Source organism: Shewanella polaris, from assembly GCF_006385555.1.
Taxonomy (GTDB): Bacteria; Pseudomonadota; Gammaproteobacteria; order Enterobacterales; family Shewanellaceae; genus Shewanella; species Shewanella polaris.
On sequence record NZ_CP041036.1, the window covers coordinates 1,917,649 to 1,931,404 of the forward strand.

General features: G+C 42.1%; 13 protein-coding genes. 6 read left to right on the top strand and 7 right to left on the bottom strand.

All coding sequences use genetic code 11. The features are described from left to right. The first annotated feature begins 76 nt into the window (after nt 1-76). From FH971_RS08410 to lpxM, 6 genes are all read left to right on the top strand, one after another. Complete coding sequence (locus tag FH971_RS08410; RefSeq protein WP_137221074.1) at nt 77-427, top strand: DUF3802 family protein; 351 nt, start codon at nt 77-79, stop codon at nt 425-427. 53 nt (nt 428-480) lie between these two features. After that, a complete protein-coding gene (locus FH971_RS08415; protein WP_137221072.1) occupies nt 481-1,368 on the top strand; it encodes a putative ATP-dependent zinc protease in 888 nt (295 codons plus the stop codon). Nucleotides 1,369-2,232: 864 nt separating this feature from the next. After that, nucleotides 2,233-3,216, top strand: a complete 984-nt coding sequence (gene pheS, locus FH971_RS08420; RefSeq protein ID WP_137221070.1) for a phenylalanine--tRNA ligase subunit alpha — start codon at nt 2,233-2,235, stop codon at nt 3,214-3,216. Between the two features lie 15 nt (nt 3,217-3,231). After that, nucleotides 3,232-5,619 (top strand): phenylalanine--tRNA ligase subunit beta, encoded by a 2,388-nt coding sequence (pheT, locus tag FH971_RS08425; protein WP_140233998.1) that lies wholly within the window; start codon nt 3,232-3,234, stop codon nt 5,617-5,619. A gap of 3 nt (nt 5,620-5,622) precedes the next feature. Next, nucleotides 5,623-5,922, top strand: a complete 300-nt coding sequence (gene ihfA, locus FH971_RS08430; RefSeq protein ID WP_137221066.1) for an integration host factor subunit alpha — start codon at nt 5,623-5,625, stop codon at nt 5,920-5,922. Between the two features lie 319 nt (nt 5,923-6,241). Continuing rightward, entirely contained in the window at nt 6,242-7,177 is a 936-nt protein-coding gene (lpxM, locus tag FH971_RS08435) for a lauroyl-Kdo(2)-lipid IV(A) myristoyltransferase (RefSeq protein ID WP_140233999.1), read from the top strand. Between the two features lie 105 nt (nt 7,178-7,282). Here the strand turns inward: lpxM and hisIE are convergent, their stop codons facing one another. From hisIE to hisD, 7 genes are all read right to left on the bottom strand, one after another. After that, nucleotides 7,283-7,909 (bottom strand): bifunctional phosphoribosyl-AMP cyclohydrolase/phosphoribosyl-ATP diphosphatase HisIE, encoded by a 627-nt coding sequence (hisIE, locus tag FH971_RS08440; RefSeq protein ID WP_137221062.1) that lies wholly within the window; start codon nt 7,907-7,909, stop codon nt 7,283-7,285. A 57-nt stretch (nt 7,910-7,966) separates the two neighbouring features. Next, nucleotides 7,967-8,740: an imidazole glycerol phosphate synthase subunit HisF gene (hisF, locus tag FH971_RS08445; protein ID WP_140234000.1), complete on the bottom strand. Its 774-nt coding sequence runs from the start codon at nt 8,738-8,740 to the stop codon at nt 7,967-7,969. Next, entirely contained in the window at nt 8,722-9,459 is a 738-nt protein-coding gene (gene hisA, locus FH971_RS08450) for a 1-(5-phosphoribosyl)-5-[(5-phosphoribosylamino)methylideneamino]imidazole-4-carboxamide isomerase (protein ID WP_140234001.1), read from the bottom strand. The genes hisF and hisA overlap by 19 nt, the downstream gene beginning before the upstream one ends. Then, nucleotides 9,456-10,118, bottom strand: coding sequence for an imidazole glycerol phosphate synthase subunit HisH (gene hisH / locus FH971_RS08455; RefSeq protein ID WP_137221056.1), 663 nt, complete (start codon nt 10,116-10,118; stop codon nt 9,456-9,458). Before hisH ends, hisA begins: the two co-directional genes overlap by 4 nt. Nucleotides 10,119-10,127: 9 nt before the next feature. After that, nucleotides 10,128-11,195 carry a bifunctional histidinol-phosphatase/imidazoleglycerol-phosphate dehydratase HisB gene (hisB, locus tag FH971_RS08460; protein ID WP_140234002.1) on the bottom strand — a complete coding sequence of 356 codons (1,068 nt, stop codon included), beginning with the start codon at nt 11,193-11,195 and terminating at the stop codon, nt 10,128-10,130. A 104-nt stretch (nt 11,196-11,299) separates the two neighbouring features. Then, nucleotides 11,300-12,388 (bottom strand): histidinol-phosphate transaminase, encoded by a 1,089-nt coding sequence (hisC, locus tag FH971_RS08465; RefSeq protein WP_140234003.1) that lies wholly within the window; start codon nt 12,386-12,388, stop codon nt 11,300-11,302. A 78-nt stretch (nt 12,389-12,466) separates the two neighbouring features. Further along, on the bottom strand, nt 12,467-13,756 hold the full coding sequence (hisD, locus tag FH971_RS08470; protein WP_140234004.1) for a histidinol dehydrogenase: 1,290 nt from the start codon (nt 13,754-13,756) through the stop codon (nt 12,467-12,469).

Here is a 13,756-nt window from a genome sequence, read left to right on the forward strand (position 1 = left end):
GTGATTAAGAATGGCTTTCAATCATAAAGATTGAGAGCCATTTTCAGTTAAGTTGTATTAAAAAAGGTGGGATAAAATGGTTACCGACAAAGAAGGGTATATGCATTTAGTTCAGTATTTAACTGAACATTTAGGGCTTTTTGAGGCGTCTGAGAATAATGCGGCTACAACTGAAACTGTTATGGAACTGTTTGAAGAGCAATTGTCTGCTCAGATCATTATGGTATGTGGTCAAAATCCACAATTATCATTTGCGCAGCGTAATATGGTGATTCGAGAAGTTGATGCAATAGTATACGATCTGGAAGAGATTTTAGCCTCTGTCGCTAATCAGCAAGCCACAGCTGAACAAAGTATCTTTATTACTGAGTTTTCTGGCTTGATTAAAAATTTATTTGATCAAGAAGTTGATCATTTGTCGCGATAAACGCACATAAACTGACCGCTATTGAGGCGGTTTGTGGATTTTTGGGATTGATCATGTTTAAAAAAATTGTGATTTCTGCTGTGTTGTGTTTGCTGTCTATGTCGGTGTTTGCAAGCAATAAAACGACCATTGTTGGTCAAGTTGAAATGATGACAGTGGCAAAATCTGGATTAATGTTTCAAGCCCGTATGGATACTGGTGCAGTGAATACCTCTTTGCATGCTGTCGATTTAAAAATTATTGGTGGCACATCAAAAAAGATGAAAAACAATATTGGTAAAGTTATTGAATTCACGACTGAAAATGAAAAAGGTGAAAAACAACGAATGCAGGCTGAGATTGTCAGCACCTCTTCGGTTAAAAACTCCCAAGGTACTGAAACTCGTTATATGGTGAAATTAGATGTTGGCTTTGTCGGAAAGCAACACAATGTCCATGTCAATTTGCGTGATCGTAGCCACATGAATTACAAATTACTCATTGGACGAAACTTCTTAAGGCGCGGTTATGTTGTCGATGTATCTCATAAAAAGCTCATAGGTCCGATTGCTGATCTAAGCGTTAAACAAACAGGTTTGATGTTCAATACGCGTATCGACACCGGAGCGGTTGAAAATTCATTGCACGCCGTTAATATTCATGTTGAAAAAGAAAACAAAACAGACATGGGAAACAACATCGGCAAAATGATCACTTTTACCACCGAAAATGAAAAAGGTGAAAAAGTGGAGGTGCGCACAAAAGTTCGAGGTACTTCACTTATCCGTAATGCTCAAGGAACAGAAGCTCGTTACATGGTGCGATTGAGTGTTGGTGAACCGGGTAAGGAATTTCTAGTCGACGTTAATTTAAAGGACCGCTCTAAAATGGGCTATAAATTATTGATCGGCCGTAACTGGTTACAAGGTCATTACTTGGTAGATGTGTCGAAGAAACATTAATTTTTAAGATAACGGATCCCAACAATACCGCTCACACAGAGCGGTATTTTTTTATCTTCTTACCCATTTCTGCGAGTTAATGGTCATCGGCTATAGATTTAGTCAGCCTCGGTTTATCAATAATACCAATCCTTATTCGAATATGATCTATTTTAGGCTGCGTCACTAGGCCCAGTATAATGAAAATGACTGTAGGAGTAATCTTCTACACCAAAGTCATTTGAAGCAGTAATGGGGGTTGTGACACAGCCCCGAAGGGCGAATTTATCAGAGTGGTCTTCTTTGTTAGCCTTTCTTAACGTAGAACGACTATGTCTTCAAAAGCCTGCCTCGAATACCGCACTGATAATTTTCGCTAAAAGAGCAAATTCTAATGCGGATTGGTATAATCACAACGATAAAATGATAACGTTAAATATCAATAGATTATATTAACAATATAAATGAGTTACTTCCCTCAATGAACATATTGAATAGGTGAAACTAACAAATATCAGAATCTTTGAATGGTTTGAACTTTCTCACTTTGGACTTGATATTTTTACTGTTAAATAATGCCAGTTTTTTGTTGCTAGTGGGCAAAAACAGCTTTGTTGTTATTTAAGAATGATGGGTTATGAGCAATCACGGCTAATCTAGAAGAAGAAATTGCAGGTAAATACAACTATTTGCCATTAAAAATACCAATAATGACTAGTAAAATGGTAGTCGCTAACGTAAAATTTCACTCTTTATTTTTAACCTTAGTTTTAGCTCTTTGTGGCTTTTGACAAGAGTTAAACTACCGCGTCGTCACTATCGATTTTAATATAGTAGACCAGACGCCCAATCGCATTGATATGCACAAATGCAGTGGATGATAACATGCAGCAGTTAACCGAGATCGTAGAACAAGCCTTAGAGGTCATTGACAAGGCCAGTGATCTAAAAACATTGGATGATATCCGTGTCGAATACCTTGGTAAGAAAGGTAAAATCACTGACATGATGAAAATGATGGGATCATTAAGCGCAGAAGAAAAACCTGCCTTTGGTCAAGCCGTCAATCAAGCTAAACAAGCCGTACAACAAAAGTTGACTGAGCGTATTGACGGATTAAAAGCATCGGAACTAGAAGCGAAATTAATTGCTGAAAAAATTGATGTGACTTTACCCGGTCGTACCTTAGAAATCGGTGGTTTACATCCGGTTACGCGTACCATTGAACGTATTGAAACTTTCTTTGGGGAACTTGGTTTTGTGGTTAAGCAAGGTCCTGAAATTGAAGATGATTTCCATAATTTCGATGCGTTAAACATATCTGAACATCATCCTGCTCGTGCCGACCATGACACTTTTTACTTTAATCCTAAAGTGATGCTACGCACCCAAACATCGGGCGTACAAATTCGCACGATGGAACACGAAAAGCCACCGCTGAGAATTATATCTCCAGGCCGTGTTTATCGTAACGATTACGACCAAACTCATACGCCAATGTTCCACCAAGTTGAAGGCTTAATGGTTGCAGAAAACGTCAACTTTGCTGAACTTAAAGGCATTTTGCATGACTTTTTACGGAACTTCTTTGAAGAAGACTTAGAAGTACGTTTCCGCCCATCTTACTTTCCATTTACAGAGCCTTCTGCTGAAGTAGACGTGATGGGGAAAAACGGTAAGTGGTTAGAAGTATTAGGCTGTGGCATGGTGCATCCAAATGTATTGCGCAGTGTGGGGATCGACCCTGAAAAATACTCTGGTTTTGCTTTTGGTATGGGTGTTGAGCGTTTAACCATGTTGCGCTACGGCGTAAATGATTTACGTGCCTTCTTTGAAAACGATTTACGTTTTCTTAAGCAATTCAAATAACGGAGCAAAAATTAGATGAAATTCAGTGAATCTTGGCTTCGTGAGTGGGTTAACCCATCAGTAAGTCGTGACGAATTATCACACCAAATTACCATGGCCGGTCTTGAAGTCGACGGTATCGAATCAGTGGCTGCTGACTTTAGCGGTGTGATCATCGGCGAAGTGGTTGAATGTGGCCAACACCCAGATGCAGACAAATTACGGGTCACCAAAATTAATGTCGGCAGCGATGAGCTTATCGATATCGTTTGTGGCGCACCAAACTGCCGTTTAGGCTTAAAAGTTGCTGTAGCAATGGTTGGCGCTGTGTTACCTGGCGATTTTAAAATTAAAAAAGCTAAGTTGCGTGGTCAACCGTCAATGGGCATGTTGTGCTCATACGGCGAGTTAGGTATGGACATCGAAAGCGATGGCATTATTGAGCTACCTCAAGATGCACCAATCGGTGTCAATGTTCGTGAATTCTTGCAATTAGATGATGCCATTATTGATGTTGATTTAACCGCTAACCGTGCTGATTGTTTAGGCATGGCAGGTCTTGCTCGTGAAGTTGGTGTATTAAATCGCCAAGCAGTGACTGAGCCTTCTTGGGAAGCAGTAACGGCCACCATTGACGCGCCATTTAGCATTAATGTTGTTGCGCCAGATTTATGCCCACGTTACTTAGGTCGTGTGGTTAAAAATATCAATGTTAAGGCTGCTACACCATTATGGATGCAAGAAAAATTGCGTCGCAGTGGTATTCGTTCAATTGATCCAATCGTTGATATCACCAATTATGTGTTGATCGAATATGGTCAGCCAATGCATGCGTTTGACTTAAATACCTTAAACGGCGGAATTACCGTGCGTTTAGCTGACGGTGTTCAAAAGCTAACCTTGCTTGACGGCAACGAAATTACCGTACCTAGCGATACCTTAGTGATTGCTGATGATAAACAACCTGTAGCGCTTGCGGGTGTGTTTGGTGGCGAAAGTACTGGCGTGAATGAAAACACTCAAGACATTCTTTTAGAGTGTGCATTCTTTGCACCATTAGCCATCATGGGTAAATCTCGTCGTTTAGGCTTACACACAGACGCGTCACACCGTTTTGAACGTGGTGTAGACCCTGAGTTGCAACACAAGGTGATGGACCGCGCCACTCGCCTTGTATTGGATATCTGTGGTGGTGAAGCAGGGCAAGTGATTGAGACTGTATCTGCCGAGCACTTACCACAAGTAGCTAACATCACTTTACGTCGTAGCAAGTTAGATAAAACCTTAGGTCACTTTATTCCTGATTCTGACGTGGTTGAAATTTTAGAGCGTTTAGGTTTTAGCGTACAAACCACCGGTGATGTATGGAATGTAACAACGGCTACTTACCGTTTTGATATGGCGATTGAAGAAGATTTAATCGAAGAAGTTGCCCGTATTTATGGCTACAACAATATTCCTAATACCGCTCCCCAAGCGGCGTTAAGCATGCCAGAACACAATGAAGCGGATATTTCGTTAAAGCGTGTGCGCAGTATTTTTGTCGCTCGAGGTTTCCAAGAAGCGGTTACCTACAGCTTTGTTGATCCTAAAATGCAGAATATTGTTCACCCAGGCGAAGAAGCCATGGTGTTGCCAAACCCGATTTCTATCGAAATGTCAGCAATGCGTTTATCAATGTTTACTGGATTATTGACTGCAGTTGGCTATAACCAGAGTCGTCAGCAAAATAGAGTACGTTTATTTGAGACTGGTTTACGCTTTGTTCCTGATGTACAAGCAGATTCTGGTGTTCGTCAACAAGCTATGCTGGGCGCGGTTATTTCTGGTGTTCAAAACGAAGAACATTGGTCAATGGAATCGAAAACTGTCGACTTCTTTGATTTAAAAGGTGATTTAGAAGCAATAATCGGCTTGACAGTTGCCTCAACAGAATTTAGTTTTAAAGGGGCAACACATCCTGCGCTGCATCCAGGTCAATGTGCTGAAATATTAAGAGATAATCGAGTCATTGGTTACATCGGCGCTGTCCACCCTAGTTTGGAAAAGCCGTTTGGACTCAATGGAAAAACAATTGTTTTTGAGTTAGAACTGGATGCATTATTGCACGCCCGTTTGCCGCTAGCCCAAGCTGTATCTAAGTTTCCTGCTAATCGTCGCGACATTGCGTTAGTAGTAGATGAAGCAGTTTCTGCCACTGATGTTATGAATTTGATAAGAAAAGTTGGCGAAAATCAGTTGGTTGGCTTAAACTTGTTCGATGTATACCAAGGTAAAGGTGTTGAGGCTGGCAAAAAGAGCCTCGCTATCGCACTTACATTACAAGACACTACTCGTACACTTGAAGATAAAGATATTACTGAAACTATGGATTCAGTTGTATCGGCTCTAAAGACCGAGTTCAACGCATCGTTGAGGGATTAAAGTATGGCACTTACCAAAGCCGAAATGGCAGAACATCTTTTTGAAACATTAGGCATTAACAAACGTGTGGCTAAAGAGATGGTCGAGTCTTTTTTTGAAGAAATTCGTGAAGCACTCGAAAGTGGTGAGCAGGTCAAGTTATCTGGCTTTGGCAACTTCGACCTTAGGGACAAGAATCAAAGACCGGGAAGGAACCCGAAAACTGGTGAAGATATACCTATTTCTGCACGTCGTGTTGTTACCTTCCGTCCTGGACAGAAGTTAAAAGCACGAGTTGAAGCAGCAAACTTGGGTAAAAAATAACTCATTAGTTAAGTATGCCAATCCAATTTGGATCTGTATCACGAAGAGCCACTCTTAATTGAGTGGCTCTTTTGTTTTTGAATTTCATTAGCTTCAATCTATTGTTTTATAGCAATTAGTTTGGTCAGATTGTCATTACTCGGTAGAAAAATCGTTCAGAAACGGTTTTATAAATATGAAAACGCCTACTATGCGATGTTGATGTTTTGATGTCGTTTAGGATAATTTCTATTTCACACATATTAATCCCTAGTATAATGACATTGTTATAATATTATTTTTTTACCGTGGTTCACGGTCAGTTTATTCGGAGTTTCTTTTGGCACGACAAGCAAAACATTTTGATACTCGTTTTAATAAATCATTATTACATCCTCGTTATTGGGGATCATGGTTAGCCATTGGCGTGCTATTTTTCTTTGGCGCACTTCCCGCAAGTGTACGTGATCCCATTGCGAGATTATTGGCTCGAGGGGTATTGATCGTTGCTAAAAAGCCAATACGAATAGCAAGAATTAATATAACTCATTGTTTTCCAGACATGTCGCCTGAAAATGTCGATTTGTTAATAAAACAAAATGTTGAGTTGTTTGTTATTACATTATTATCGCAGGCCGAGTTGCTTATTCGTTCTAATGCTCATCTAAAACGCCGGATCCAATGCAATGGCTTTGAGCATATTCAGGCCGCACGAGATGCCAAACAGCCGATTATTTTTATCATGCCTCATGTATGGCCTATGGAGTATGCTGGCCTTAGAGTCAACATGGACATTCCAATTGTGACTATGGCCAAGGCGCACAAGAATGGATTATTCAATTGGTTCAGTAACCGAATGCGCAGTAGCCAAAATGGCCGAGTATATATGCGTGAAGCAGGGATCAGAGCCTTGTTGGCCGAGTTAAAAAAAGACAATAGTTTTTTCTATTTACCGGATGAAGATTTAGGCCCAGATCACAGTATATTTACACCTTTTCTCGGTACTGTTAAAGCCACATTGCCAGTTGTTGGGAGGTTAGCTCATGCAGGCAACGCGCAAGTCATGCCCGTTAAAATTGGATACGATCAGCAAGCTAAACAGTTTATTATGACAGTGATGCCTGCGATTAATCCTGATGAAATGGTTGGCAAAGAGAACGAAGCTATCGCGCTAAATAAAGCGGTTGAGCAAGTGATTAACGCTTACCCCGCACAATATATGTGGTTTTTGAAATTACTCAAAACCCGCCCACCAGGTGAAGAAAATCTTTATTAACAATTACCTTATTGATGATATTTTATTAATAATAAAAAAGACGCCGCGGCGTCTTTTTTTATGTTAACTCGCTATTCTAGCAGCTAAAAAAGTTGCTTAAACGATTTAAGACTTGGTGGCTTTATTATGGCGATCCAATAAATTCTTATTGATATCTGCCATCGACAAACCTTGGTCTTCAAGTAGCACTATTAAGTGATACATCAAATCAGAGGCTTCATTAACAAGTTCTTCCTTGTCATGAGTTGCTGCTGCAAGGGCGGTTTCAAGACCTTCTTCACCCACTTTTTGGGCCATACGTTTAGTACCACGCTCAAAGAGCGATGCGGTATAGCTTGAGTCTGCACTTTGACCTTTACGAGAAATAATCAACTTGGTCAGATTATCAATAAAAGGGTGTGCGTTGCCATCTGACCAGCAGCTTTCAGTACCAGTATGGCAAGTTGGGCCGTTAGGGATAACTTGCACTAAAAAGCTGTCGTTGTCGCAGTCTTTGTCAATAGCAATGAGATCAAGTGTGTTACCAGAGGTTTCGCCTTTGGTCCACAAACGTTGTTTAGATCGACTAAAAAAGGTGACTTGTTTAGTGGCTAAGGTTTTTTCTAATGCTGCTTGATCCATATAACCTAGCATGAGCACTTTGCCAGTTAGGTGATTTTGTACAACAGTAGGGATTAATCCTTGTTGTTTTTCCCAGTCCACGTTTGTGCTATCAAATGTAATGCTTGTCATGTGTAATCTCTTATTGGATGAGGCTATATTTTTTGGTTTCGTCGTTAAAGCCTAAGCTTATAAACGAATCGCAATGTGATTGGCGTGCAAATATTGCTTTAGCTCACCAATATCTATAATGCCTTTATGAAATACGCTTGCAGCTAATGCTGCATCAACTTTGGCGAGTTCAAACACGTCTTTAAAGTGTTCCATAGTGCCTGCACCGCCTGAGGCTATTAACGGTACGTCGCAAATGGCGCGAACCATGCTGAGCTGTTTGATGTCATATCCGCCGCGCACGCCGTCTTGGTTCATGACGTTTAATACTATCTCACCACAACCGCGTTTTTGCACTTCTTCGACCCAATCTTGGGTATACCATTGGGTATCTTTGGTCGAGGTTTCGTCACCGGTAAACTGTTTTACTTTGTAGCTATCACTGGTAGCGTCGTAAAATGAGTCAATGCCAATAACAATACACTGGCGACCAAACTCATCTTGCAGGCGTGAGATTAAACTCGGGTCGCTTAATGCTGGCGAATTAATTGATATTTTATCTGCACCAAAGGCCAATTTTTCACGTGCTTGTTCGATAGTTTTAATGCCTCCGGCAACACAAAACGGAATATCGATTTGTTCTGCAACGCGACTAACCCAAGACTTATCAATGACTCTGTTGTGCGCACTGGCGGTAATGTCATAAAATACTAATTCATCAGCACCTTCTTCGGCATAACGGGCGGCGAGGGGAACGATATCTCCAACAATTTCGTGATTGCGAAACTGCACGCCTTTAACCACTTTACCTTCGCGTACATCAAGACACGGAACTATGCGTTTGGCCAGCATTGTATTGCCTCCTCAACGGTAAATTGATTAATCAATAAAGCTTTGCCGATAATAATACCTGAGGCTTTACTGTCGCGTACAGCCGCGACGTTGTCTAGTGTTGCAATACCGCCAGAGGCTTGCCACAGAATGTTTGGATAACTTGCCGTTAACTCAGTGTACAGTTCGGTATTAGCGCCAGTTAAGGTGCCGTCACGGCTAATATCGGTCACTAAAGCATGCTTAAGGCCGACAGTTTCAAATTCGGCGACTAATGACTCTAGTGATTTACCTCCACCAGATTGCCAGCCCGATACTGCGACAATCTTTTCGCCTTCATCGTTAATGTTGACGTCCAGCGCTAAACAGATTGCATCACTGCCGTATTTTACAAACCAACTTTTAACCAGTTCAGGGTCTTTAACGGCAAGCGAGCCTATAACCACACGCTTAACACCAATATTGAGGAGCTCGGCAACTTGCTCTTCGCTACGAATACCACCACCGACTTGAATATCAACATCAAGTCCAGCGGCAAGTTCAGCAATTAATTGGGTTTGACGTTTATTAGGATCTTTTGCACCCGTTAAGTCGACGATATGCAGCAGTTTTGCCCCTTGGGCTTGGTAAGACTGCAACTGTGCCAGCGGGCTTAAGTCAAAGGTGGTTTGTTTATCGTAGTCACCTTGGTACAAACGCACCACTTGGCCGTCAATTAAATCAATGGCAGGAATAATCACTGTGGTGTCCTCATGTTTAACCCCATCTGTAAAAAGTTCTGTAAAATTTGTGCGCCCACTTTGGCACTTTTCTCTGGGTGGAATTGCACCCCAAAAAAATTGCCTTTACCAATGGCGGCACTGAATGATTCTCCATATGTGCTGCTAGCTAAAGTATATTCGCTGATTGGCGCACGGTAGCTGTGAACAAAATACACGTAGCTGCCATTTTCTATGCCGACAAATAATGGATGATCGCTCACTTCGATTTGATTCCAGCCCATGTGGGGCAAAGGTAAGCCTTTGCTGTCTAAGTCACCAATGTCAGTGGGCACTAGCCCTAAGCAGGCGATGTTTTGCTCGCTACGGCCGCCATGTTCATTAGACAAAGATGCTAGCATTTGCATGCCTAAACATACGCCCATAACTGGCTGCGTTAAGCTTTTAATTAGCTCTATTAGGTTCTTTTGTTTTAGGGCGTCCATAGCCGCACCAGCGGTGCCAACACCTGGCAGTACCACTCTTGCAGCGCTGCGAATAACATCAAAGTCAGCGCTGACAATCACATTCGCTTTTAGGCGCTCAAAAGCAAACCGTACTGAGCTTAAATTGGCACAACCGGTGTCAATAATCACCGTAAGATCATTGGCAGCGTTTGAAGCATTAGATACTTGTGTCACATGAACTCCTTACAGCACACCTTTGCTTGATGGCAATATGTCACCTTCAACTTTCACCGCTTGGCGAAGTGTACGGCCTAACACTTTAAATAAGGCTTCAACTTTATGGTGATCGTTATCGCCTTGTGAGCCAATGTGTAATGTGCAGCGTAGGCCATCAGCAAATGAGCGGAAGAAATGTGGCACCATTTCGGTGGCCATCTCTCCGACCATTTGACGGTCGAAATCAGCACTGAACTTAATGAATGGACGACCAGAAATGTCCATGAGGCATTCACCGCTGGCTTCGTCCATTGGTAAGCTAAAACCAAAACGGGCGATACCACGTTTATCACCTAAAGCTTGGCGAATTGCATCACCAATTGCTAATGCCGTGTCTTCTACGCTGTGATGGTCGTCGATTTCTAGATCGCCGTCGACATTCACATCCATTCTAAAGTTACCGTGGGTTTGAATTTGATCAAGCATGTGGTCAAAGAAACCAATTCCGGTTTCAATTTCACCTTTGGTTTGACTATCAAGATCGATGGTGACTTTGATGTTGGTTTCTTTAGTGGTGCGAACAACAGTCGCAATACGGCCTTTACTGAGTAAAGCATTGGCAATATCGTCCCAGTTTAAGCTGTCACGTTGGTATTTAAAGCTTTTAATGCCCATGGCATTGGCGAGTTCAACGTCAGTGTCGCGATCGCCAATGACAGCAGAAGTCGTAAAGTCGACTTTGCCTTGGGTTAAATAGTCTTTTACTAGACCTAGCTTCGGTTTACGGCAGCTGCAGTTTTCGTCATTAAAGTGATGACAAATCAACACATTATCAAACTTAACCCCTTGGCTTTCGAATATTTGCATCATCATGTCGTGCGGTGCATCAAAGTCTTCTTTTGGGAAAGAAGGCGTGCCCAAACCATCTTGATTACTGACCATTACGAGGCGAAAGCCCGCTTTTTGTAATTTAAGTAACGCTGGAATAACTTGTGGTTCAAACACCAATTTAGCCAAACTATCTAGTTGCTTATCGATTGCTGGCTCTTCAACTAAGGTACCATCGCGGTCGATGAATAATATGTTCTGTTTCATGTTCACTGCCTTAAATAGGGTGTAAATTTATTAGTATTAATCTATTAATTTAAGCGTTTATCAATCTGTTGTTCACTCGGTCTGTCGAAGCGATTTTTTGCACGCTATGCTACTGACTCAGAGAGACTTTTTTCAAACAAAGCGATAATCAAATTTGTTTGTTGTTCATTGGTAAAGCTAAAGCGAATAGCGTCAGCAAGACGCGGATCTTTATAGGCGCGAGCGACAACGCCTGAATCACTTAAGCGTTTAGCGGCAGCGCCGACATCGTCAAATTTAGCCAGCACGTAGTTGCCGTTTGCTGGTAGCACTTTGGCACCATAAGCCTGTAGTGCATCACTTAAACGTTTACCTTGTACAACTAACGTCGCTACTTGAGTTTGCATGGTGTCAATACCATCTTGGCTTAAGGCTTTAGTCGCAAGCTCTGATACTGGTAACGGCACTGGGTACGGCGCGATTACTCGCATCACTAAATCTATAATCTCATCATTAGCGAGCATAAAACCACAGCGAGCACCGGCCAACGCAAACGCTTTAGATAAGGTGCGTAACACAACGAGGTTAGGGTACTTACCCAATAAATCAGCCACGCTGTAGTCAGGGCAAAATTCAATATAGGCTTCATCTACCACTACAATTGAATTAGGTGCCGCTTGAATCGCTTGTTCAATTTTATCTTTAGCAATAACGGTTCCGGTTGGATTATTTGGGTTACAAATAAACACAATTTTGGGGTTGCCTATTTGTGCTTTTTTAATAAGGGAAGGCCAGGCATCTGGTAATTGATATTCATCGGTTAAACTTAACGCCGTCACCCCCACATTAAAGGTAGCAGCGCTAATAGCATACATCCCATAAGTTGGCCCAAAACAAACAATGCTGTCGACACCAGGGATACAAAATGTACGTATGAGTAATTCAATCGCTTCGTCTGCACCGCGGCTGGCAATAATGTTACTCGTCTTAACACCGGAATAACGGCTGTAAGCATTGATGAGTTCAGGAGGCTGGCATTCTGGGTAACGATTTACTTTATCAAGATCGCTATTATTAAATGGCGATTCGTTAGCATTGATCCAAATATCACCTCTACCGCCGATACGTCTGGCACTTTCATAGGGTGTTAACGTCAGCAATTCGGGTCTTGCTAACGTGTTTGGATTAAAAGGCGCTGCTAGGGTCTGACTCATGGCTATGCTCTCTACTTTTATTCTATATAAGGTGTTAACTCATCACTTCAGTTTCAGCTTAAAGCTCAACAATAGTCCCTATTGCAAACTGGCTAAACGAATGGCAATGGCATTTTTATGCGCATCTAACAGTTCGTTTTCAGCTAATACCATGACACTTTGACCTAAGGTTTGCAGTCCTTGTTTGTTGAGCTCTTGCACCGTAAAACGACGACTGAAATCGGCCAATGACAAGCTTGATACCGAACGGCTATAACCATAAGTTGGTAAAACGTGGTTGGTCCCACTCGCGTAATCGCCAACAGACTCTGGTGTATAAGCGCCTAAAAACACAGAACCTGCGCCGCGCACTTGCTTTAGTACTTCACGAGGCGCGGCTGTTTGAATAATTAAATGTTCTGGACCATATAAGTTAGATACTTTAGCGGCTTGTTCCATATTACTGACAATAATGCTACGGCTGCATTCTAGCGCTTCTGCGGCAATATCTTTACGGCTCAATTGTGCTAATTGCTCCGTTAAGGCTTGGTTTACTTGCTCTGCTAGTGCTAATGAGTCAGTGACTAACATCACTTGTGAGTCAACGCCGTGTTCAGCTTGTGACAGTAGATCGGATGCCACAAAAGCAGGGTTGGCATCTTTGTCGGCTATAACGAGTACTTCCGACGGACCTGCAGGCATGTCTATAGATACGCTAACACGGCTGTCTTGAGAGACTAAACGCTTTGCTTCTGTCACGTAGCGATTACCTGGGCCAAATATTTTGTCTACGTTGGGTACTGATTCGGTACCAAAAGCCAATGCCGCAATGGCTTGTGCTCCACCAACTTGGAAAATATCGGTAATACCACAAACATTAGCGGCATAAATAATTGCATCATTAATCGGTGGTGGGCTGACTAATACCCGTTTGCCGCAGCCAGCTATTCTTGCTGGTAAGGCCAACATCATTACTGTAGAAATTAATGGTGCGGTGCCACCGGGAATATATAATCCGACACGTTCGATAGGCTCGCTTCTGAGTTCACAACGAATTCCCGCTTGAGTTTCGATATCTACACCTTGAAACACTTGCGCTTTATGAAAGGTTTCAATGTTTGCTACTGCTTGCGCTACCGCTTGCTTCACGTCGCTACTGACTCGTGAACATGCGGCACTAATTTGCGCTGCAGTTAATGCCAATTCAGTAAGATCAACGCCATCGAATTGCTGGTTAAATTTCAGTAAGGCTGTATCGCCTTGACTGTTAACTTGCTCAATAATGTCGCGAACACCTTGCAAGGCACTGGCATCCCCAATGAGTGGAGAACGTGCCAAGGTTTGTTGTTGCTGCTCTGTAGATAAAGATGCCCAATTGAGAATTTGCAT